The sequence below is a fragment of the Angustibacter aerolatus genome, assembly GCF_054776675.1.
Genome location: NZ_BAAHBM010000058.1, coordinates 1 through 21812, shown reverse-complemented (window position 1 = coordinate 21812; position 21812 = coordinate 1). Strand labels below are relative to the sequence as shown.

Here is a 21812-nt window from a genome sequence, read left to right as displayed (position 1 = left end):
CGGCGCGACGCACCCCGCGCGCCGCCGCCGGCAGCGTCCCGAGCCGCTCGAGCTCGACCCCACGCTCATGGACGACCCGCCCGCCGCGCACCCGCGGCCGGTCGACGTCGTCGACACCAGCGCCGAGGCACCCGACCGGCCGGACGACGCTCCCGACGCGCCCGCCGAGGCGGGTGCGCGGACCGGCGTGAAGCCCGGCCACTGGCCGCTCGCCGGCGAGATGCGCACCGGCGGCGCCTTCCGCCCCGCGCCGGTCGAGCCCGCGGAGTCGTCAGGGTCGTCAGGGTCGTCAGAGTCGTCCGAGCCGTCCACGTCGGAGGAGCCGCCGCTGCCCGTGCCCGGGCTCGAGGCACCTGCCGAGACCCCGGCGTCCGCACCCTCGACGGACGACGTCCCGGCCCAGGGCGCGACCGCCGCGGGCGTCTCGCAGCGCCCCGCCGAGCACCCCGACGCCCCGCCCGCCGAGGGCTCGCCCCGCCACCGCGGACCACGCAGCGCCAAGGGCCGCCGGGCGAGCGTGCCCAGCTGGGACGACATCATGTTCGGCGCCAAGCGCGACTGACCGCCCTCGGCCGCCGGTTCGCGCGCCACGTGAAGTCGGCTGGCGCACCGTTCCCTGGGTGAGCACGCCCCTCGCACGGTGCCGCAGCCGCAGGAAGCTCGGCGCCACCCCGGGTTTCCGATCGTGGCTGCGGCCGGACGAGAGCCACGTGAAGTCGGCTCGCGCACCGTTCCCTGGGTGAGCACGCCCCTCGCACGGTGCGCGAGCCCCTCGCACGTCGCCGCGCCGATCGACGGCCGGGCGCTGCAAGGGGGCAGGGCGGGCGGTGCGACGGACTGGACGAGCGGCTTCCAGCGCAGTGGCTAGAGGTCGAGCACCAGCATGAGCTCGTCGCGGACGTCGGTGGCCGACAGCCGGATCGCGCGCGGGTGGCGGCCGACGACGCGGTAGCCGCAGCGCTCGTAGAAGCGGTCGAGCGTGCTGCCGTCGCGCACGGTCAGCACCAGCTGGGCCAGGCCGAGGCGGCGGCCGGTGCGCTCGACGCCGTCCATCAGGGCGCGGCCGGTGCCGCCGCCCTGGTGGTCGGGGTGCACCATCACGCGCAGCACCGTGCGCCAGTGCGCCCGCAGCGGCGACGACTCGGCCACGACGAACGCGAAGCCGATCACCTCGTCGGTCGCACCGTCGCCGTCGCGCAGCACCCCGAGGACGTCGGTGCCGGCCGTGACCCGGGCCAGCGCGGCGTCGAGCACGGGCGCCACGTCGCACGGCCCGACGGGCGGCACGAAACCGACCGACCCGCCGGCGTTCGACACGTCGACCCAGATGCGGAGCAGCCGCTCGCGCAGCGCCGCCGCGTCGCCGGGTGCGACCTCTGCGTACGCGCTCACCGGCTGAACAGCGGCGACCCGGGCTGTGGCGCCGACAGCACCGCCTGCCGGGCGGCGCGACGCTGCTCGCCCACCAGGCGGTCGATGTACAGCTTGCCGATCAGGTGGTCGCACTCGTGCTGCAGGCAGCGGGCCAGCAGGCCCTCACCGGCGACCTCGACCGGCGAGCCGTCGACGTCCTGGCCGGTGACCCGGGCGAACGAGCGGCGCGGGGTGTCGAAGGTGTGGCCGAGCACCGACAGGCAGCCCTCGGGCTCGAGCAGCACGTCGTCCGACAGCTCGGCGACCACCGGGTTGACCACCACGCCCCGCTCGCCCTCGACCTCCCAGACGAACGCGGCCATGTCGCTGCCGATCTGGTTGGCCGCCAGGCCGACGCCGTTCGCGTGCCGCATCGCCGTGAACATGCGGTCGACGAACCGGCCCAGCCGGTCGTCGAAGTCGGTCACCGGCGTGGCCCTGGTGCGCAGCACCGGGTCGCCGATCTGCCGGATGCCGTTGGCGCCTGCGGAGGGGTCGATCACGGCATCGAGGATAGTGCCCGCGCTCCGGCCGATCAGCCGGGGCGTCGCTCGCCGGACGGCGGCACCGGGCAGACGTCGAGGGCGTCGACCTCGCTGAGGTCGAGGGGCAGGACGTCGGGGGTGCCGGCCGTGGCGTGGGCGGCGGCCCGCGTCATGCGGCGCATGTGGTGGCGGCGGCACAGCACCTCGTAGCCGATCTCGGCGGCGGCACCCGGCGCGACGGTGTCGCCGACCACGACCTGCGCGCCCTCGACGACCATGACGCCGTCGGCGGTGCGGGCGTTGTGCGTGGCCCGCGCCCCGCACCAGCACAGCGCCTCGACCTGCAGCACCTGCACGCGGTCGGCGAGCTCGGTGAGCCGCTGCGACCCGGGGAACAGCCGGGTGCGGAAGTCGCTGGTGATGCCGAAGGCGTACACGTCGAGCGCCATCTCGTCGACCAGCGCGGCGAGCTGGTCGACCTGCTCGGGCGCGTAGAACTGGGCCTCGTCGCAGATCAGGTAGTCGACGCGCTCGCCGGTGGTGCGGTGGGCGACCACGGTGTCCCAGAAGTCGAGGCCGTCGTGCACCTCGAGCGCGGGCGCCGTGAGGCCGAGGCGCGTCGACAGCACCGCCTCGCCGGCGCGGTCGTGCCGGGTGAACACCAGCCCGGCGCGTCCGGCGGCGCCGTGGTTGTGGTGCACCTGCAGGGCGAGGGTCGACTTGCCGCAGTCCATCGTGCCGCAGAAGAACACCAGCTCGGCCACGTCACGACCCCGTGACGGTGAGCAGCGGGACCATCGCCTCGCGGGCGGTCAACGAGCCGTGCAACCCCTTGAGGGCGAGCAGCTGCGGGCGCTGGACGCCGGAGTGCACGATCGCGCCGCGCTCGCCGCAGGCGACCACGACGTCACCGATGCGGGGCAGCACGTGCGGCGACACCTCGCCGAACCAGCCGGCCGCCACCGCCTCGTCGCGCAGCAGCACGCTCGCGCCGCCGCCCGCCCAGCCGTCGAGCCGCTGCCGCCAGGTGGCCGCCACCGCGGGCGCCGTGCCGGGCTCGAGGTAGAGCTGCGGCGAGCGGGCCTCCCCACCCAGGTGCCGGACGCCGGACAGCAGGTCGGGCTCGGCGGCCAGGTCGATCCGCTCGGCGTGCGGCACGTCGACCATGCCGTGGTCGGCCGTGACGTGCAGCGTCGCGTCGCGCGGCATCCCCGCCACCAGCCGGCGCACGGCGAGGTCGACGGCCTCGAGCTCGTCCCCCCACTCCCACGAGCCGCACCCGCGCACGTGCCCGACCTTGTCGACGTCGCCCCAGTAGACGTAGACCAGCGCGCGCGGCGCCGACCGCAGCGCGGTCACGGCCGCGTCGACCCGGGCGTCGAGCGAGTCGGCGGCGACGAACCGGCCACCGCGCAGGGCCGCCTCGGTGAGCCCCGAGCCGTCGAAGAAGGCGGGGCCGATGCGCACGACCTCGACGCCCGCCGCAGCGGCCTGCTGCAGCACCGACGGCTCGCGCTGCCAGCGCCGCGGGTCGACGGCGAGCCGCCGCGCCACCGCCTGCGCCGCCGAGCCGCCGGCCGACCCGGGCGACCCCGGCGACCCGGGCGACCCGGGCGCGGCGTCGCGGCCGAGCTCCCACGACAGCTCGTTCAGCACGTCGTCGCGCTCGGGCACCAGCACCTCGTACCCCACGAGCCCGTGCGCGCCCGACGGCCGTCCGGTGCCGAGGCTGCCCATGCTGGTGGCGGTGGTGGTCGGGAACCCGGCGTGCAGCGCGGGCGACTGCGCCAGCAGCGAGCGCAGGAACGGCGCGTGCCCGGCGCGCTCGCGCAGCAGCTGGTCGCCGAGACCGTCGACGAGCAGCACGCAGGCCCGGGACGTCGCCGGCAGCTCGAGCGCGACCGGGTACCGGCCCGCACCGCCGTCGAGCCCGACGTCGAGGCTGCGCGCGACGGCGGGCAGCAGGTCGGGCAGGGTCGCGTGGCCGGGCAGGCCGTACCCGGGTGCGGGGGGCAGCGTCACGGTCGCGGCCGTCAGCGGCGGGCGGCCCGCTGACCGGCGTCCGCCCGGCCGGCGGTGGCCGCCGACAGCGCGCGGGCGAAGGCCAGCATGCCGGTGACGGCCTGCTCGCCGTCGGCGTCGGCGGACACCCGCAGCGACACGTCGTCGGCCGTGGTGGTGCCGGTGTAGCCGTGGTCGGCCTCGCAGTCGGGGTCGCCGCAGCCGGCCGGCTCGAGCTCGATGCGGCCGACCGCACCCCACCCGATGGTCAGCGTGAGGTCGCGCGAGCCCTGCCCGCGGCGGTACGTCTCGGGCGTCGGCACCACGTGGTTCACGACGACGCTGCGCACCTGGGCGATCGGCACGGCCTCGGTGGCCGCGGTCGCGAACGAGGTGGCCTCGCCCGCCGCACCGACGGCCGGGCCGGCGCCGAGGGCACCGGACTGCGCCTCGGGCTCGTCGGGCGCGTGGTCGTCGGCGTGCGCCACCACCAGGCGGGTGGGCGTCAGCACCATCGCGGTGACGTGCCGGCGCACCTCGTCGGCGTCGAACGTGGTCTCGGCGTGCACCAGGTGCGACACCACCTGCTCGCCGCCGACGCCGACGTCGAGCACGTCGAACACGAGGTCGGGGTAGTAGCCGGCCCGCTCCAGGTCGCCCCGCAGGGCCGCCGGGAGGTCGTGCTGGGTGTCGGCAGACGCATCGTGCATGAGGCACATCCTCGCACCCCGGTGCCCCCGCCCGACCCGACCGTCCGGCACCTGTGGACGACGCCGCCCGACCGGCTCAGTCGGGCAGGCGGCGGATGTCGTCGTCGGTGCGGCCGGGCGGCGGGGCCAGGCGCACCCGCGCGCCGAGCACCGCGACGCCGGACGGCGCGGCGAGCACCGGGTCGAGCACCAGCTCGGCCACCTCGGGCAGCTGGTCGGCGAGCAGCCCGACCCGGGTGACGACGTCCTCGAGCGCCTCGATGGCGACCGGCTCGGCGCCGCGGTGCCCGAAGAGCAGCGGGGCCGCGCCGATCGAGCGCACCAGGTCGGCGACGTCCCCCTCGCGCAGCGGCGGCATCCGGCGCGCGACGTCGCCCAGCAGCTCGGTGGGCGCGCCGTCGACGCCGAACTCGAGCACCGGTCCGAACAGCGGGTCCTCGACCGAGCGGATCACGCACGGGACGCCGGCCGGCGCCATCGCCTGCACGGTGAACGTGCTGTGCTCGGCGCCCAGCACGTCGCGCAGCCCCTCGAGGTCGGCGCGCAGCTCGTCCTCGTCGGCGATGTCGAGCCGCACCCCGCCCAGGTCGGCGCGGTGCCGCAGGTGCTCGGCGGTCGCCTTCAGCGCCACCGGGTACCCGCACCGCTCCCCCGCCGCGGCCGCCTCGTCGGGCGTGCTGACCTCCAGCTCGGGCCACACCTCGATGCCGTACGCCGCCAGCAGCTCGCGGGTCTGCGCCGGTGCCAGCCAGACGCCGTCGGGGTCGTCCGGCAGCAGCCGCTGCACCAGCTCGCGCCCGACGTCCGGCAGCACGCCGTCGGCCCGGGCCAGACCGCCGCGGTCGCGGGCCACCCACTCGCCGTACCGGACGGCGGACACCAGCGCGCGCACGGCGTCCTCGGGCGTCGGGTACGCCGGCACCGTGCGGGTCGCCGACGACAGCGCCTGCGTCAGCCCGCGCATCCCGAGGAACGAGGCGACGCACGGCTTGTCGTGCGCGGCGGCGACCTGCGCCAGCGACTCGGCGACCTCGCGGTCGAGGGTGAGCAGCGGCGGCATGAACCCGGCGACCACGCTGTCGACGTCCGGGTCGGCGAACGCCGCGTCGAGCGCCTCGCGGAACTGCGCGGCCGTCGCCTCCGACGGCACCGCCACCGGGCCGTGCGCGACCTCGAGGCCCCAGCTCACCGCGGCGTCCGCGGCGAGCGCCCCGAGGGCGTCGGAGTTGGTGACGACGGCGACCCGCGGGCCGGCCGGCAGCGGCTGCTGCACCACGAGCTGTGCGACGTCGAACAGCTGGTGGATGTTGTCGACGCGGACGACGCCGGCCTGGCGCAGCATCTCGTCGAACGCCTCGCGGGGCAGGGTCGAGGCCCGCACCGCGTGCCCCGGCGGCACCCCGAACGACGACACGCCGCTCTTCACGACGATCACCGGCTTGGTGCGGGCCAGCCGCGTCGCCACCCGGCTGAACTTGCGCGGGTTGCCCATGCTCTCCAGGTACAGGCCCACGGCGCGGGTGCGCGGGTCGTCGACCCAGTACTGCATGAGGTCGTTGCCCGACAGGTCGGCGCGGTTGCCGGCGCTGACGAACGTCGACACCCCGAGCCCGCGGCGGGTGGCCGAGTCGAGCACGGCGATGCCGAGGGCGCCGCTCTGGCTGAACAGGCCGAGCGGTCCGGGCGTCGGCAGCGCCGGGGCGAGCGAGGCGTTCAGGCGCACGCCGTCGTCGGTGTTCACCACCCCGAACGAGTTGGGGCCGACCACCCGCATGCCCAGGGCGCGGGCCCGCCGCACCAGCCGCCGCTGCCGGCGGTGTCCCTCGTCACCGGTCTCGGCGAAGCCGCTGGTGACGACCACGAGCCCGCGGACGCCGACGGCGGCGCAGTCGGTCACCACGTCGTCGACCGCGTCGGCCGGCACCGCGACGACGGCCAGGTCGACGGGCGGCGGCAGGTCGCGCACGCTCGCGCGGCTCGGCACGCCCAGCACCTCGTCGGCGCCGGGGTTCACCACGTGCAGGGTGCCGGTGAAGCCGCCGTCGAGCAGGTTCGCCAGCAGCCGGTGCCCGATCGAGTGCGGGTCGCGGCTGGCGCCGACCACCACCACGGACGACGGGTGCAGCAGCGCCTGCACGCTGCGCGACTCGGCTCGCTGCTCGCGCGCGGCCCGCACCCGGTCGGCGTGCTCGGAGCGGGTGATGTCGAACGACAGCGCGATGACGCCGTCCTCGTAGCGGTGGCTGACCTCGTACCCCGCCTCGCTGAACACCGCGACCATCTTGCGGTTCTGCGGCAGCACGTCGGCGAGGAACCGGGTGATGCCGCGCTCGCGGGCGGCCGCGGCCAGGTGCTCGAGCAGCACCGAGCCGATGCCCCGCCCCTGGTGGGCGTCGGCGATGTTGAACGCGACCTCCGCCGTGCCCGCGCCGACCCGGTCGTAGCGGCCGATGCCCACGATGTCGTCGCCGAGCGTGGCCACCAGCCCGACGCGGTCGGCGTGGTCGACCGTGGTGAACCGGGTGAGCTCGCGCTCCGACAACCGCGGCAGCGGGGCGAAGAACCGCAGGTAGATCGACTCGGGCGACTGGTTCAGGTGGAAGGCCTGCACCCGGTCGTGGTCCTCCGGCCGGATCGGCCGCACGTGCACGACGCCGCCGTCGCGCAGCACGACGTCCGCCTCCCACTGCGTGGGGTACGGCGGCGCGGCGGCGCTGTCTTGCACGTCCCGGAGCCTAGTCGGCGGCGGGCGCCTCGGGCCGGTGCACGAGCAGGACGACGCCGCTGGGGAAGGTCTCGGCGCGCACCAGCTCGAGGTCGGTGCGGCCGTCGACGCCGCCGAGCTGCCGGGTGCCGCCGCCGAGCACCACCGGCTGCAGCAGCGTCTGGTACTCGTCGACGGCGCCGAGGTCGGTGAGCGCGCTGACCAGCCGGCCGCTGCCGTAGACCAGGACGTCGCCGCCGTCCTCCGCCTTCAGCGCGTCGACCCGCTCGCGGGTCAGCTCCGGCCACACCTCGGTGTGCTCCCACTCGGGGTCGGTGAGGGTGCTCGACACGACGACCTTGCGCATCGCGCCGAGCCGCTGCGCGTACGCCCGCTCCTCCGGCGCGGTGTCGTCCGCGACGGCGCGCTGCGGCCAGGCGCCGGCGAAGCTGTCGTAGGTGCGGCGGCCGAGCAGCAGCACGTCGCGCCCCTCGATGATCTGCCCCTGGTACTCGCCCATCCGCTCGTCGAACGTGCGACCGACGAACGACATGTCGTCGTCCGGCCCGCTGATGAAGCCGTCGAGGCTGACCCAGTGGGTGGTGACGATGCGGCGCATGCGGTGGCTCCTGGTGGCTGTCGGTGGCGTGCTGTCGTGGTGTCGCGGGGTGGACGCCGGCGCCCGCCCGGACTCATCGGCCCCGGCCGGGTGACCTAGTCTCCACTGGTGATCCGGACCGCTCCCGAGGTGCAGGAGGCGCTCGACGCCGGCCGCGCCGTCGTGGCCCTCGAGTCGACCATCATCAGCCACGGCCTGCCCCGGCCCGACAACCTGCGCATCGCGCGGGAGATCGAGGCCGCGGTGCGCGCCGAGGGCGCGGTGCCGGCGACCGTCGCGGTCGTCGACGGCGAGGTGCGGGTGGGGCTCGACGACGCAGCGCTCGAGGTCGTGGCCGGCAGCGACGACGTCGTGAAGGCCGGTGTGCGCGACCTCGCCGTCGTCGTCGCACGTGGCGGGCACGGTGCCACGACGGTCGCCTCGACGGCGCACCTCGCGGCCCGCACCGGCATCGGGGTCTTCGCGACCGGCGGTCTCGGAGGCGTGCACCGCGGCGCGCAGAGCAGCTACGACGAGTCGGCCGACCTGGTCACGCTGGCCCGCGTGCCGGTCACCGTCGTCTGCGCGGGCGTGAAGTCGATCCTCGACGTGCCGGCCACCCTCGAACGGCTCGAGACGCTCGGCGTCGGCCTGCTCGGCTACGGCACCGACTCCTTCCCCGGCTTCTACCTCAGCGACTCGGGCGAGCCGGTCGAGCACCGCGTCGACTCCCCCGAGGAGGTCGCCGCCGTCATGCGCGCCCGCGCCGCCCTCGGCACCGACGGCACCGCGCTGCTCGTGGCCAACCCGCTGCCGGTCGACGAGCAGCTCGACCCGGCCCTGCACGACCGGGTGCTGCGCGAGTCGCTCGTCGCCGCCGAGGCCGAGGGCGCCAGCGGCAAGCAGGCGACGCCGTTCCTGCTGGCCAGGTTCCACCGCGAGACCGAGGGCCAGAGCCTCACCGTCAACACCCGCATCATCCTGCGCAACGCGGCCCTCGCGGCGCGCATCGCGGTCGCGCACGCCGCCTCCCGGTGACGCAGGTCGCGCCGGGTGCCGTCGTGCTCGGCGACGTGATGACGGACGTCGTCGCGCGGGTCGACGACCCGCTGGCGCTGGGGTCGGACACCGCGGCGCAGGTGTCGACGCGGCAGGGCGGGGCCGGCGGCAACGTGGCGGCGTGGCTCGCGGCGCTCGGGGTGCGGACGACGCTGGTGGGCCGGGTGGGCGACGACCCGTTCGGGCGGGAGGCGGCGGACGTGCTGCGGCAGGGCGGCGTCGACGTCCGGTACCTGGGGCTCGACCCGAGCGCCCCCACCGGCACCTGCGTGGTGCTCGTCGGCGCGGACGGCGAGCGGACGATGCTGCCGGACGCCGGGGCCAACTCGGCACTGCGCGCTGAGCACCTGCCGGAGTTGCCGGATGACATCGGTCACCACCTGCACGTGTCGGGGTACACGCTGCTGAACCCCGGCTCGCGCGACGCCGGGCTCGCCGCCGTGGCCGCAGCGCACGCGGCGGCGGTGCCGGTGTCGGTCGACGCCGCCAGTGCGGCACCGCTCGAAGCCGTCGGCGCAGAGGCGTTCCTGCGGATGACGGCCGGGGCCGAGCTGCTCGTGTGCACGATGGCCGAGGCCGAGGTGCTGGTCGACACCGACGTGCCCGAGGTCGCCGCCGCCCGCCTGACGCAGGGCTACCAGCACGTGGTGCTGAAGCTCGGTGCGCAGGGAGCCCGCTGGATCCGCGCGTCCGACAACGCCACCGTGCACGTGCCGGCCTGCCCGCCGCCGGGTCCGGTCGTCGACACCACCGGCGCGGGCGACGCCTTCGTCGCGGCGCTGCTGGCCACCCTCTTCGCGAACGAGGGCGCCGGCGACGTGGTCGCCGTCAGCGAGCAGGAGGCCCGCGACGCGCTGTCCCGGGCCTGCGAGGTCGCGGCGCTCGTGACGACGCGGGTCAGCACCCGTCCCTGACGCGGCTCAGTCGAGGCAGCCGACGTTGACCTTCACGGTGCCGACCGGCTTGCTCACCTCGGCGGCGTAGCGGGTGGCGAAGGCCCTCGCGTCGGCGCCGCTGCCGAAGTAGAGCGCGGCGGCCGCCCAGTAGTCGAACTCGTCGAGCTTCAGCGCCTTCGTCGCGTCCTGGTCGCACGCGAGGTCGCCGACGACGGCGGTGTACCCGACCGTCGCGGCGCGGGCGACCGCCTTCTCGAGCTTCTTGGAGTCGGTCGCGTGGTCGACCGCGAGGTACACCGCCCAGACGGGGTCGCCCTGCTGCGGCTCGCCGAGCGCCTCGGGCCACCCCGAACCCGTCGGTTTCGCCGTGGGGGGCGCGGTGGCGGTCGCGGTCGCCGTGGCCGTGGCCGTCGCGGTCTCGGTGACCGTGCTGCTGCTCGGGGTCGTCGTGGGCGCCTCGCTGGTCACCGTGTCGGACGGCGTGGGCGTCTCGGACGGCGTCGCCGGCGCGGTGGTGAGCGTCTGGCTCTGCGGCGCCTCGCTGGTGACGACCGGGTCGTCGGAGCAGGCGGTGAGCGAGCCGGCGGTCAGCACGAGGCCGAACGCCGCGATCGTCGTCCAGCGTGCGCGCATGAGCAGACGGTACCCGCGCGACGACGCCGCGTGGTCGTTGACCCGCCCTGCGGCCGGTGTCAGGGTCGGCACATGATCCTGGCCGAGCACGACAGCTCGTACGAGACGTTCCGCGACGCCCGCGACCTGCTGCTGCGGCTGCGTGACGACCCGGCGCAGGCGCTGCGCGAGTTCGTGCCGCCGGCGCTCGAGCACTTCAACTGGGGCTTCGACTGGTTCGACGCGATCGCCGCGACGCCCGGCACCGCCGAGCGCGACTGCCTGCGCATCGTCGAGGACGACGGGTCGCGGCTGTCGGTGACCTTCGCCGAGATGGCTGCCCGGTCGAGCCAGCTCGCCGACTGGCTGCGCGCGCACGGCGTCCACCGCGGCGACCGGGTGCTCATGATGTTGGGCAACCAGGTCGAGCTGTGGGAGACGCTGCTGGCCTGCACGAAGCTCGGCGCCGTCGTCATCCCGGCGACCAGCCTGCTGTCGTCGTCCGACGTGCGCGACCGGGTGCACCGCGGTCACGTCTCGCACGTCGTGGCCGGCAGCACCGACACCGCGAAGTTCGACGACGTGGACGGGTCGTGGACGCGCATCGCCGTCGGGCCGGACGTCGAGGGCTGGCTGTCGTTCGACGCCAGCCGCGAGCACCTCGGCGCGTTCGAGCCCGAGGTCGCGACCCGCGCGTCCGAGTCGCTGCTGCTCTACTTCACCTCCGGCACCACGTCGCGGCCGAAGCTCGTCGAGCACACCCACGCGTCGTACCCGGTCGGGCACCTGTCGACGATGTTCTGGATCGGCCTGCAGCCGGGCGACGTGCACGTGAACATCGGCTCGCCGGGCTGGGCGAAGCACGCGTGGAGCAACGTGTTCGCGCCGTGGAACGCCGAGGCGACGGTGCTGGTGGTGAACCAGCAGCGGTTCGCGGCCGAGCCGCTGCTGGAGGCGGTGGTCGCCGAGGGTGCGACGACGTTCTGCGCGCCGCCGACGGTGTGGCGGATGCTCGTGCAGACCGACCTGGCCGCCTACCGCGAGCGGCTGGCGCTGCGCGAGGTGGTCGGTGCCGGCGAGCCGCTGAATCCGGAGGTCATCGAGCAGGTGCGCCGCGCCTGGGGGCTGACGGTGCGCGACGGCTACGGCCAGACCGAGACCACGGCGCAGGTGGGCAACCCGCCGTACGGCCTGGTCAAGCCCGGCTCGATGGGCCTGCCGCTGCCGGGGTACGACGTCGTGCTGGTCGACCCCGCCACCGGGCAGGCGGGTGACGAGGGCGAGATCTGCCTGCCGCTGCAGGGGCCCTCGGGTCGGCCGGTCGGGCTCATGGTCGGGTACCACGGCGACCGCGAGCTGACCGAGGAGGTCGTGCGCGACGGCGTCTACCACACCGGTGACGTCGCCAGCCGGGACGCCGACGGCTACATCACCTACGTGGGGCGCGCCGACGACGTGTTCAAGGCGTCGGACTACCGGATCAGCCCGTTCGAGCTGGAGAGCGTGCTCATCGAGCACCCGGCCGTGGCCGAGGCCGCGGTGGTCCCCTCCCCCGACGCCACCCGGCTCGCCGTCCCGAAGGCGTACGTCGTGCTGGCGGCCGGCCACGAGCCCACCGCCGAGACGGCCGCCTCGATCCTGGCCCACTGCCGGGAGCACCTGGCGCCGTACAAGCGGATCCGTCGCATCGAGTTCGCCGACCTGCCCAAGACCGTGAGCGGCAAGATCCGCCGCGTCGAGCTGCGCGGTCGTGAGCAGCAGCTGCGCGGCATTGGCGACGACGACGCCCTGCGCGTCAGCCCGCTCGAGTTCTGGGAGTCGGACCTGCCCCGCTAGCCGGCAGCCGCGCGACGGGGCGCGGCCCGCACGTGCATGCGCTCGCCCTGCGGCCCGAAGAGCGCGAGCACCTCGACCGGGCCGCCCGCGCTGCCGATCGAGTGCGGGGTGCGGGTGTCGAACTCGGCGACCTCGCCGCTCTCGAGCACCAGGTCGTGCTCGCCGAGCAGCAGCCGCAACCGGCCGCTCAGCACGTACACCCACTCGTAGCCCTCGTGCACGCCCATGGCCGATCGCTGCGGTCGCTTGCTGTCGGGTATCAGCATCTTGAACGCCTGCAGCCCACCGGGTTGGCGGCTCAGCGGCACGAAGGTGGTGCCGTTGCGCTTCACCGGCGTGCCGTGCACCCGTGGATCCCCCACCTCGGGCGCGCCGACCAGCTCGTCGAGCGGCACCCGGTAGGCGCGTGACAGCGGCAGCAGCAGCTCGAGCGTCGGCTTGCGCTGCCCCGACTCCAGTCGTGACAGGGTGCTCACCGAGATGCCGGTCGTCTCCGACAGCTGGGTGAGCGTGCCGTTGCGCTGCTGGCGCAGCGCGCGCAGGCGCGCGCCCACCCCGGTCAGCACCTCGTCGGTCTCGTCGTCCACCGTTGCAGTTTGCCAGTTCAGCAAGGATGTTTGTCAAACGAGTGGGAGGTGCCGAGACTGCAGGCATGAGCAGAGACGCAGAGCAGTTCGACGTCGTGGTGGTCGGTGGCGGGGCGGCCGGGCTGAGCGCCGCGGTGGCGCTGTCGCGGGCGCGGCGCCGGGTGCTGGTGGTCGACGGCGGGCAGCCCCGCAACGCCCCCGCAGCCGGGGTGCACAACTTCCTCACCCGCGAAGGCGTCTCGCCGCGCGAGCTCGTGGCGCTCGGCCGCGACGAGGTCACCCGCTACGGCGGCGAGGTGGTGCTCGGCGACGTCACCGGTGCGGAGCAGCTGTCCGACAACGGTTCTGGCCCGTCGTTTGCCATCGCCACCGACGGCCGCGCACCCGTGATCGCTCGCCGCCTCGTCGTGGCGACGGGTCTCGTCGACGAGCTGCCCGACGTGCCGGGCCTGCGCGAGCGCTGGGGACGCGACGTCGTGCACTGCCCCTACTGCCACGGGTACGAGGTGCGCGACGAGCCCGTCGGCGTCATCGGCACCACCGTCATGTCGGTGCACCAGGCGCTCATGTGGCGGCAGTGGTGCGAGGACGTCGTGCTGTTCGTGCACACCTCCGACGAGCCGACCGACGAGCAGCTCGAGCAGCTGGCCGCGCGCGGCGTCGCCGTGGTCCGCGGCGAGGTGACCGGCCTGCGGGTGGAGGACGACGCGATCACCGGCATCCGCCTGGCCGACGGTGACGTCGTGACCCGGAGGGCCGTCGTCGTCGGCGCCCCGGTGCACCCGCGGGCGGGCGTGCTCGAGTCGCTGGGCGTGCACCCGGTCGAGCTGGAGGTGCGCGGCGTCCGCATGGGCACCCGCATCGAGGCCGACCCGATGGGGCAGACCGCGGTGCGCGGCGTCTACGTGGCGGGCAACGTCACCGAACCGATGGCACAGGTCGTGGGCGCGGCCGCCCAGGGGCTGATGGTGGCCGCTGCGGTGAACGCCGACCTCATCGAGGCCGACGTCGCCCACGCCGTCGAGGAGCGACGAGCCGGGCACGGCCACCAGCACGGTGGCGGGCACGGTGAGGTCGACGTCGCGGAGATGTTCGAGCAGCCCTGGTGGGAGGAGCGCTACGGCGCCGACGAGGCGGTGTGGAGCGGCCGGGTGAACCCGCGGCTCGCGCAGCACGCCGCCGACCTCGTGCCGGGCACCGCGCTCGACGTCGGGTGCGGCGAGGGCGCCGACACCATCTGGCTCGCGCAGCGCGGCTGGCACGTGACCGCCCTCGACTTCTCGGCAGCCGGCATCGCCCGCGCCCGCGCGCACGCCGAGGCCGCCGGCGTCGCCGATCGCATCACCTGGGTGCAGGCCGACGTGCGCACCTGGACCCCGCCGTCCGCGGCCTTCGACCTGGTGTCGTCGCAGTTCATGCACCAGGCACCCGCCGTGCGCGGCCCGCTCTTCGACCGCCTCGCCGACGCCGTCCGCCCCGGCGGCACGCTGCTCGTCGTCGGACACCACCCGCTCGATCTGCAGACCGGCCTGCGCACCCCCGGCCCCCGCCACGCCATGCTCGAGATGATGTTCACCGCCGGCGAGGTCGCCGACGGCCTCGACGCCGAGCGGTGGAGCGTCGAGGTCGCCGAGGCCGCCGGTCGCGTCGTCACCGGCCCCGACGGCCGCGCGATCGTCGCCCACGACGCCGTGCTGCGCGCCCGACGCCGGATCTGACGCCCGCACCGTGGCAACGGCCTCCGCTCCGGCAGAGGTCGTTGCCACGATCGCGCTCCCGCGGGCGCACCCGGCGCTACCGTCGAGCGCGGAGGTGGGGCACGTGCGCGGACGACGGGTGCTGGTGACCGCGGGGCTGACGGCGGGGCTGCTGGTGAGCGGGTCGGCACCGAGCGCGCAGGCGGCGGTGCCGGAAGCGGGGCAGGTGGTCGCGGCCTGCCGGACGCCGTTCACCGCTGCCTTCCGGGCCGACCTGACGAAGCGGTTCCCGGGGCAGCGGGTGACGGCGTCGGTGCACGACACGCGCACCGGCTGCTGGTACTCGTTGCACGGCTCGATGCGGATCACCACGGCGTCGGTGATCAAGGCCGGGGTCATGGGGGCGGTGCTGCTGCGGGCGCAGGACCGGGGGCGCGGGCTGACGGCCTGGGAGCGCGCTCGGGTGCACCCGATGATCACCTGGTCGTACAACAACCCGTCCGTGTCCGACCTGCTCGGGCGGGTGGGCGGCACGGCGGGCATGCACCGCTTCGACGTCCGGATGGGCGCGACGCACACCACCGAGCGGGCGGCCTACGGGGCGACGGTGACGACGGCGAGGGATCGCACGCTCGTGTCGCTGCACCTGCTGCAGGGCGGCGGGCCGCTGGAGGCACCGGCGCGCGCGACCGCCTGGCGGTTCATGCGCGGGGTCACGCCGACCCAGCGCTGGGGCATCACCGCAGGCGTGCCGCTCGGCTGGAACGCCGCGCTGAAGAACGGTTTCTACCCGATGCGCGGTGCGGGCTGGCGCGTCGGTTCGACGGGGTTCGTGCGCGAGAACGCGACCGGCGAGGGCTATGCGATCAGCGTGCTGACCGACGGGAACAGCACGCAGGTGCGGGGCATCACGCTGGTCGAGACCGTCAGCCGTCAGGTCGCCCGCACGCTCACCGGCGAGCCGGCGAAGGAGCGCGTCGTCACCCGCTCGCGCTGCACCACGACCCGGGCCGGGCAGAGCTGGCGCGACGTCGCCGCGAAGCTGCACACCACGCGGTGGAAGGACGTCCGCAAGGTCTCGGGCGGCAACCCGTCACCGCTCAGCGGTCAGCGCGCCTGCTCCCCCGTGCTCGACCCGCGATGAGCGTCAGCGCTTCTTCAGCACCTTCAGCTTCTTGGTGACGCGGTCGTCGGACGCCTTGGTGTCGAACGGGTCGTCGTAGCGGACGGCGACCGACGTCTTCAGCTTCACGGTGTGCCCGACGTGCTTGGTGCCCAGCTTCGCCTTGAACACGAGCGTGCGCGAGGAGTGCGCCTTGACCTTGACGTCGTAGCAGTACCAGGACGGGCTCTCGGCGTGGCAGCCCTTCGGCATGGCCACGACCTTGTCGCCCTTGACGGTGTCGATGTCGTACCAGAGGTAGCTGTTGCCCACGTGCAGGTGCACCGGCACACCGGTGTGGTTGGTCAACTTGTACCTCAGCGTGAACGTCGAGCCGGTGCGCACGCTCTTGGGGCCGCTGACGGCGATCGACACGTTGCCGTGGCCGCGGCTCTTCACCGCCTGGCTGCTGGTGTCGTTCGCCGCGTTCGTGTCGCCCGTGGTGGTCACGCGCGCGGTCACCCGCACCTTCGACCCGCGGGCGACGTTTGTCAGGTGCGCGACCTTGACGCTGAAGAACAGGTCGCCACGGGTCGTGACGGCGGACGAGTCGCACGTCAGCCCGCGGCCGGCCACGACGCAGCCCTTCGGCGCCTTCCCCAGCGTGCGCACGGTCAACCCCTGGTCGACGGTGACGACCAGCTTCGACGGCACGGCGGTCGCGACGGCGGTCACGGGCGACACGGCGATGCTCCACGTCCCCCGGCCGGCGTCCTCGGTGCCCGCCGAGACGCGGACCCCGAGGTCGGGCGCAGCAGGCGCCGGGTCGGCCAGTGCGGGCGCGGCGCCGAGCCCGGTCGTGGTGGCGGTGGTCAGAGCGAGTGCGAGCAGCGCGACGGCACGGCGCACGTGGGTCCCCCCGGGTCCTGAGACCGGCCATCGTCGGCCGGCGTCCAGACCCTAGTCGGCAGAACGGTCCGGCGTCCTGAGCTTCGGGTGCTCGGGCCAGGGCTCGTCGGCCGGGCGCAGCGTCGTCCAGCCGGCGGCGCGGGCCGCGTGCGCGGTGAGCACGCCGACGACGAGCGAGGGGCTGTGCAGCTTCCCGGTGAGGACGGCGGCGTGCAGCTCGTCGAGGTCGAACCACTGCGTCGGCATGCCGAGCTCCTCCGACTCGCGCTCGTGCCGCTCGTCGTCCGGCACCGGCGACAGGTCGCGGGCCAGGTAGCAGCGGAACGCCTCGGAGGTGCCGCCGGGCGACATCACCCAGTCGATCAGCGTGTGCCAGGTGGCGGCGCGCAGGTCGGCCTCCTCCCCCAGCTCGCGGGCGGCGGCCAGGTGCGGCGCCTCGCCGTCGACGTCGAGCAGGCCGGCCGGGATCTCCCACATCCGCATCCCCACGGGGTGCCGGTACTGGTGCACCAGCGCCACGCGGTCGTGGTCGTCGAGGGCGAGCACGCCGACCGCACCGGTGTGGTCGACGTAGTCGCGGGTGACCACGCCGGCCTCGCCGAGGTCGACCTCGTCGGTGCGCACGTCCCACACCCGCCCGTGGAACGAGACCGTCGAGCCGAGCACCGGCAGCGAGCCGATGGTGTCCTCCAGCGGCAGGTCGCTCATGCGGTGGCCGCGACCTCGTGCCGGCGCTCGACCTCGATCAACCGGGCCGCGCGCTGGGCGTCGACGGCAGCGGCGACCAGCCCGGCGAACAGCGGGTGCGCGCGCCCCGGCCGCGAGCGGAACTCCGGGTGCGCCTGGGTCGACACGTAGTACGGGTGCACCTCGCGCGGCAGCTCGACGAACTCGACGAGCCCGCCGTCCGGCGAGGTGCCCGAGAACACCAGGCCGGCCTCCTCGAGCTGCTCGCGGTAGGCGTTGTTGACCTCGTAGCGGTGCCGGTGCCGCTCGTCGACCAGCTCGCTGCCGTAGGCCTCGGCGACCACGGAGCCCGGGGCGAGCGCCGCCGGGTACAGGCCGAGCCGCATGGTGCCGCCGAGGTCGCCCTCGCCCGACACGATCGCCTTCTGCTCCTCCATCGTGGCGATCACCGGGTGCGGCGCGTCGTGGTCGAACTCGGTCGACGACGCGCCGGCCAGCCCGGCGACGTCGCGCGCGTACTCGATGACCATGCACTGCAGGCCGAGGCACAGGCCGAGCGTCGGCACCTGGTGCTCGCGCGACCAGCGCAGCGCGCCGAGCTTGCCCTCGATGCCGCGGACGCCGAACCCGCCGGGCACGCAGACGGCGTCGACACCGGCGAGCGCGCGCTGGGCACCCTCGGGCGTCTGGCACTCGTCGCTGGCGACCCAGCGCAGCCGCACCCGCGCGTCCTGGCTGAACCCGCCGGCGCGCAGCGCCTCGGTGACCGACAGGTAGGCGTCGGGCAGGTCGATGTACTTGCCGACGAGCGCGACCTCGACCTGGTGCTCGGGCTCGTGCACGCGGCGCAGCAGCTCGTCCCACTGCGTCCAGTCGACGTCGCGGAAGGCCAGGCCGAGCCGCCGGACGACGTACGCGTCGAGGCCTTCGCGGTGCAGCACCTTCGGGATGTCGTAGATGGACGGCGCGTCGACGGCGTTCGCCACGGCCTCGCGGTCGACGTCGCAGCTCATCGCGATCTTGCGCTTCATCTCCGGCGGCACCGGGCGGTCGCTGCGCACCACCAGCGCGTCGGGCTGGATGCCGACCTGGCGCAGCGCGGCCACCGAGTGCTGCGTCGGCTTCGTCTTCAGCTCGCCGGACGGCGCGAGGTACGGCACCAGCGACACGTGCAGGAAGAACACGTTGTCGCGGCCTACGTCGTGGCGCACCTGTCGGGCGGCCTCGAGGAACGGCAGCGACTCGATGTCACCGACCGTGCCGCCGATCTCGGTGATGATCACGTCGACGTCGTCCGACGCCTGGGCGCGCATGCGGCGCTTGATCTCGTTCGTGATGTGCGGGATGACCTGCACGGTGTCGCCCAGGTACTCGCCGCGCCGCTCCTTGGCGATGACCTCGCTGTAGATCTGCCCGGTCGTCACGTTGGCGGCGGCGTCGAGGGGCGCGTCGAGGAAGCGCTCGTAGTGGCCGATGTCGAGGTCGGTCTCGGCCCCGTCGTCGGTCACGAAGACCTCGCCGTGCTGGAACGGGTTCATCGTGCCGGGGTCGACGTTCAGGTAGGGGTCGAGCTTCTGCATCGTCACGCGCAGGCCGCGCGAGCGGAGCAGGAGTCCGAGGCTGGAGGCGGTGAGCCCCTTGCCGAGCGAGGAGGCGACGCCCCCGGTTACGAAGATGTGTTTCGTCTGCGCCACGGAGTTCGAGAGTACGCGGTCGCGGGGCCCTCGCGGGACACGACGTGCCGGTAGACCTCGACGGCGGCGTCGCGGGCGGCCGCGTCGTCGGGCAGCTCGGCGGCGCGACGGGCCGCCCGCTCCCCCAGCTCGGCCCGTGCCGCGGGGTCCCGGAGCAGGCGCGCGAGCACCTCGGCGAGCGCCTCGGGGTCGCCGGCCGGCACCAGCTCGGCGGCGTCGCCGGTCACCTCCGCGGTGCCCCCGACGTCCGTCGCGACGACCGGGCAGCCGGCCTGCAGCGCCTGCTGGACGGCGATCGGCTGGCCCTCCCAGACGGCGGACGAGACCACGACGTCGGCCACCGTGAGCAGGTCCGCGACGTCGTCGCGCCACCCGAGCAACCGCACCGGCAGCGCCTCGGCGTCGACCCGCGCCTGCAGCCGCTCGCGCAGCGGCCCGTCGCCGGCGACCAGCACGGTGAACGCGCCGTCGGCGGCCTCGACCCGCGCGACCGCGTCGAGCAGCAGCGGCAGCCCCTTCTGCTCCGCGAGACGTGCGACGCAGAGCACGACCTGCTCGCCGTCGAGACCGAGCCCGGACCGGGTGGCCTCCGGTGTCGACACAGGACGCAGTGCGCGTGGGGCCGGCACCACGGCGTGCCCGACGTCAGCAGCACCCAGGTCGCGCAGCCGCTGCTCGAGGTCGCCCGAGACGCCGAGCGCGACGTCGGCCCCGCGGGCCACCAGCCGCTCGAGCACGGCGGTGGCGGCGCGCACCGGGCTGCCCGCGATGCCGTGCGCCAGCAGGGCGTTGTGCAGCGTGACGACGAGCGGCACGTCGCGGCGGCGCAGCGCGAGCACCGACAGGCCACCGGCCCGCAGCCCGTGCGCGTGCACGACGTCGGCGTCGTCCGCGAGCCGGCCGAGCACGCCGACCGCCCGCGCGTCGGCCCGCGGGTGCGGCCGGTCGTGCACCTCGACGGGCTCGAACGCGGCGCCCGAGGCGGTGAAGTCGAAGTCGGTCTCGGTGTCGGGCGGCCCGGCCACCACGACGGCGTGACCGGCCTCGACGAGCGACGCGGCGAGCGCGGCCACGTGGCGGCCCACCCCGCCGCCGCTCGTGCCGAGCACCAGCAGCACGCGCAGTGGTCGCTCGGTCACGGGACCATCCTGCCCCGTCGCAGCACCGCGTCGACGTCGGGCCGGTCGGCGACCAGCAGCCCGGCCCCCAGCACCAGGAGGCAGCAGGCGGCAGCGAGCACCGCCGCCAGCAGCGACCGGCCGACGCCCGGCCCCCCGACCGCGTCGGCGACGAACCGGCCGACCGCCGCCGCCACCAGGGCGTTCAGCACCGCGACCAGTGCGACGCGCGGCACCCCGGGCAGCCGCACCGGCCGCCCGGCGACCGTCGTGCGCGCGGCACCGAGCAGCAGCAGTCCGCCGGCCAGCGTCATGCCGGCGCTGCTGGCCAGGCCGAGCCCGAGCAGGGTGCCCCGGCTGCCCGACCCGCTGCCGGCCAGCGCGGGCACCAGCGCGACCGACAGCACGGCGGCGAGCAGCCAGCCGGCCACGGTGGAACGGGCCGCCCAGCGGGCTGCGCCGGCGGCGAACAGCGCCCGCCCCAGGTGCGCGATCAGCGCGAAGCCGAGCAGGCCGGGCGCGAACGCCGTCAGGGCCACCGGCAGCGCCGACAGCGCCGGGCCGGCACCGCCCGCGGAGATCGCCGAGAAGAACGTGCCGACCGCCGGGGCCACCGCCACCAGCACGGCCGCACCGGTGCAGCCGGCGACCAGCACCACCCGCGTCGACCGGGTGAGCACCGAGCGGTAGCCGTCGACGTCGCCGGCGGCGTGCCGGTCGGCCAGCCGCGGGAACGCCGCCGTGGCCAGCGGCACCGCGAGCACGGCGTACGGCAGCAGGTACACGGCCTGCGCGTACTGGTAGGCGTTGAACGCGCCGGTGCCGCCCCACCGCCGGGTCAGCCACAGCGTCAGGGCCACCACCAGCTGCTGCGCCACCAGCCCGGCCAGCCCGGCGCCGGCCAGGCCCAGCGCCCGGCGTCCGACCCCGTCGTCGAAGCGCAGCGTCGGCCGCAGCCGCACCCCTGCCCGCGAGGCCGGCACGAGCAGCGGGAGGCTCAGCGCGACCACGCCCAGCGTCGTCCCGAGACCCAGCAGCAGCAGTGCGCCGTCGCCGGGCAGCCAGCCGTCGGGGTGCCGCGCGGTGCTGCCGGACACCACCGCGTAGAGCACGTAGACGGCGACCACCACGGCGCTCGACAGCAGCGGCGCGAGCGCGGGCCAGGTGAAGCGGTGGTGCGCCTGCAGCACGCCGGTCAGCACCACCGAGACGCCGTAGAGCAGCACCTGCGGGGCGAACGTCAGCAGCAGCAGGGACGTCGCCCCGCGCGCCGCCTCGCAGCCCGCCGGCACCAGGGCCCGCGAGAGCGGACCGCTCAGCGCGGCCAGCAGCACCGCGACCGGCACGAGCACGGCAAGCGCCCAGCCGAGCAGCGCGGACGCCGTGCGCGACACCTGCTCGCGGTCGCCGCGGCCGATCGCTCCCGCCAGCAGCGGCACCACCGCGCCGGCCAGCGCGCCGCCGGCGACCACCTCGTAGAGCACGTTGGGCACCGCGTTCGCCGCCGCGTAGGCCGACCCGACGCACTGGTTGCCGACGGTGGCGGCCTGCACCCCCCAGCGCCCGACGCCCACCACGCGGGAGAGCAGCGTGAGCGCGGCGACGAGCGTGGCGGCACCGGCCAGCCCGGCGACGCCGCCGCGACCCAGCCGGCTCACGACGACGCGCCGCCCGGCCCGCGGGTCACGTGCGCGGCCGACGGCC

Annotated in this window: 19 protein-coding genes and 1 pseudogene; 6 read left to right on the top strand and 14 right to left on the bottom strand. The window is 75.3% G+C overall.

Annotated elements, in window-relative coordinates; translation table 11 throughout:
• Window positions 1-562 (top strand): annotated as a pseudogene (locus ACYVI6_RS13230) (hypothetical protein); the annotation flags it as partial.
• Between the two features lie 302 nt (window positions 563-864).
• Here ACYVI6_RS13230 and ACYVI6_RS13225 read toward each other — a convergent pair.
• The 7 genes from ACYVI6_RS13225 to ACYVI6_RS13195 all read right to left on the bottom strand — a co-directional run bounded on the left by ACYVI6_RS13225 (window position 865) and on the right by ACYVI6_RS13195 (window position 7932).
• Window positions 865-1392, bottom strand: a complete 528-nt coding sequence (locus tag ACYVI6_RS13225; protein WP_460446820.1) for a GNAT family N-acetyltransferase — start codon at window positions 1390-1392, stop codon at window positions 865-867.
• The gene (def, locus tag ACYVI6_RS13220) at window positions 1389-1916 is read right to left on the bottom strand and encodes a peptide deformylase (RefSeq protein WP_460446819.1); all 528 of its coding nucleotides are present in this window, start codon (window positions 1914-1916) and stop codon (window positions 1389-1391) included. Before def ends, ACYVI6_RS13225 begins: the two co-directional genes overlap by 4 nt.
• A gap of 32 nt (window positions 1917-1948) precedes the next feature.
• Window positions 1949-2662 (bottom strand): thymidine kinase, encoded by a 714-nt coding sequence (locus tag ACYVI6_RS13215; RefSeq protein WP_460446818.1) that lies wholly within the window; start codon window positions 2660-2662, stop codon window positions 1949-1951.
• Between the two features lies 1 nt (window position 2663).
• Window positions 2664-3920, bottom strand: coding sequence for an alkaline phosphatase family protein (locus ACYVI6_RS13210; RefSeq protein ID WP_460446817.1), 1257 nt, complete (start codon window positions 3918-3920; stop codon window positions 2664-2666).
• Between the two features lie 11 nt (window positions 3921-3931).
• Window positions 3932-4609: a DUF5998 family protein gene (locus tag ACYVI6_RS13205; protein WP_284290957.1), complete on the bottom strand. Its 678-nt coding sequence runs from the start codon at window positions 4607-4609 to the stop codon at window positions 3932-3934.
• Between the two features lie 76 nt (window positions 4610-4685).
• Window positions 4686-7334, bottom strand: a complete 2649-nt coding sequence (locus tag ACYVI6_RS13200) for a bifunctional acetate--CoA ligase family protein/GNAT family N-acetyltransferase (RefSeq protein WP_460446816.1) — start codon at window positions 7332-7334, stop codon at window positions 4686-4688.
• A 10-nt stretch (window positions 7335-7344) separates the two neighbouring features.
• On the bottom strand, window positions 7345-7932 hold the full coding sequence (locus ACYVI6_RS13195; RefSeq protein ID WP_460446815.1) for a dihydrofolate reductase family protein: 588 nt from the start codon (window positions 7930-7932) through the stop codon (window positions 7345-7347).
• 111 nt (window positions 7933-8043) lie between these two features.
• Here ACYVI6_RS13195 and ACYVI6_RS13190 point away from each other — a divergent pair, with 111 nt between their 5' ends.
• A complete protein-coding gene (locus ACYVI6_RS13190; RefSeq protein ID WP_460446821.1) occupies window positions 8044-8949 on the top strand; it encodes a pseudouridine-5'-phosphate glycosidase in 906 nt (301 codons plus the stop codon).
• Complete coding sequence (locus ACYVI6_RS13185) at window positions 8946-9884, top strand: carbohydrate kinase family protein (RefSeq protein WP_460446814.1); 939 nt, start codon at window positions 8946-8948, stop codon at window positions 9882-9884. Before ACYVI6_RS13190 ends, ACYVI6_RS13185 begins: the two co-directional genes overlap by 4 nt.
• Before the next feature lie 6 nt (window positions 9885-9890).
• Here ACYVI6_RS13185 and ACYVI6_RS13180 read toward each other — a convergent pair whose 3' ends face one another.
• On the bottom strand, window positions 9891-10499 hold the full coding sequence (locus tag ACYVI6_RS13180; RefSeq protein WP_460446813.1) for a hypothetical protein: 609 nt from the start codon (window positions 10497-10499) through the stop codon (window positions 9891-9893).
• 72 nt (window positions 10500-10571) lie between these two features.
• Between ACYVI6_RS13180 and ACYVI6_RS13175 the strand changes: the two genes are divergently transcribed.
• Window positions 10572-12314 carry an AMP-binding protein gene (locus ACYVI6_RS13175; RefSeq protein WP_460446812.1) on the top strand — a complete coding sequence of 581 codons (1743 nt, stop codon included), beginning with the start codon at window positions 10572-10574 and terminating at the stop codon, window positions 12312-12314.
• On the opposite strand, the gene ACYVI6_RS13170 is transcribed toward ACYVI6_RS13175, so the two are convergent.
• A complete protein-coding gene (locus ACYVI6_RS13170; protein ID WP_460446811.1) occupies window positions 12311-12901 on the bottom strand; it encodes a helix-turn-helix domain-containing protein in 591 nt (196 codons plus the stop codon). The two genes, ACYVI6_RS13175 and ACYVI6_RS13170, sit on opposite strands and share 4 nt — an antisense overlap.
• Window positions 12902-12966: 65 nt before the next feature.
• Here ACYVI6_RS13170 and ACYVI6_RS13165 point away from each other — a divergent pair, with 65 nt between their 5' ends.
• A complete protein-coding gene (locus ACYVI6_RS13165; protein ID WP_460446810.1) occupies window positions 12967-14619 on the top strand; it encodes an FAD-dependent oxidoreductase in 1653 nt (550 codons plus the stop codon).
• A gap of 103 nt (window positions 14620-14722) precedes the next feature.
• Entirely contained in the window at window positions 14723-15742 is a 1020-nt protein-coding gene (locus ACYVI6_RS13160) for a serine hydrolase (protein WP_460446809.1), read from the top strand.
• Window positions 15743-15745: 3 nt separating this feature from the next.
• Here ACYVI6_RS13160 and ACYVI6_RS13155 read toward each other — a convergent pair whose 3' ends face one another.
• From ACYVI6_RS13155 to murJ, 5 genes are all read right to left on the bottom strand, one after another.
• On the bottom strand, window positions 15746-16609 hold the full coding sequence (locus tag ACYVI6_RS13155) for a hypothetical protein (RefSeq protein WP_460446808.1): 864 nt from the start codon (window positions 16607-16609) through the stop codon (window positions 15746-15748).
• Between the two features lie 51 nt (window positions 16610-16660).
• The gene (locus tag ACYVI6_RS13150; RefSeq protein WP_460446807.1) at window positions 16661-17317 is read right to left on the bottom strand and encodes an NUDIX domain-containing protein; all 657 of its coding nucleotides are present in this window, start codon (window positions 17315-17317) and stop codon (window positions 16661-16663) included.
• On the bottom strand, window positions 17314-18990 hold the full coding sequence (locus tag ACYVI6_RS13145; RefSeq protein ID WP_460446806.1) for a CTP synthase: 1677 nt from the start codon (window positions 18988-18990) through the stop codon (window positions 17314-17316). The genes ACYVI6_RS13150 and ACYVI6_RS13145 overlap by 4 nt, the downstream gene beginning before the upstream one ends.
• Window positions 18963-20129 (bottom strand): glycosyltransferase family 4 protein, encoded by a 1167-nt coding sequence (locus tag ACYVI6_RS13140; protein ID WP_460446805.1) that lies wholly within the window; start codon window positions 20127-20129, stop codon window positions 18963-18965. Before ACYVI6_RS13140 ends, ACYVI6_RS13145 begins: the two co-directional genes overlap by 28 nt.
• On the bottom strand, window positions 20126-21812 hold a 1687-nt coding region (gene murJ / locus ACYVI6_RS13135), incomplete at its 5' end, for a murein biosynthesis integral membrane protein MurJ (RefSeq protein ID WP_460446804.1). The genes ACYVI6_RS13140 and murJ, both read right to left, overlap by 4 nt.

Bases quoted from the DNA above. Each gene is read 5' to 3' on its own strand.
- ACYVI6_RS13165 (WP_460446810.1), top strand. From the start codon at position 12,967: ATGAGCAGAGACGCAGAGCAGTTCGACGTCGTGGTGGTCGGTGGCGGG.
- ACYVI6_RS13205 (WP_284290957.1), bottom strand. From the start codon at position 4,609: ATGCACGATGCGTCTGCCGACACCCAGCACGACCTCCCGGCGGCCCTG.
- ACYVI6_RS13195 (WP_460446815.1), bottom strand. From the start codon at position 7,932: ATGCGCCGCATCGTCACCACCCACTGGGTCAGCCTCGACGGCTTCATC.
- ACYVI6_RS13180 (WP_460446813.1), bottom strand. From the start codon at position 10,499: ATGCGCGCACGCTGGACGACGATCGCGGCGTTCGGCCTCGTGCTGACC.
- ACYVI6_RS13175 (WP_460446812.1), top strand. From the start codon at position 10,572: ATGATCCTGGCCGAGCACGACAGCTCGTACGAGACGTTCCGCGACGCC.
- ACYVI6_RS13150 (WP_460446807.1), bottom strand. From the start codon at position 17,317: ATGAGCGACCTGCCGCTGGAGGACACCATCGGCTCGCTGCCGGTGCTC.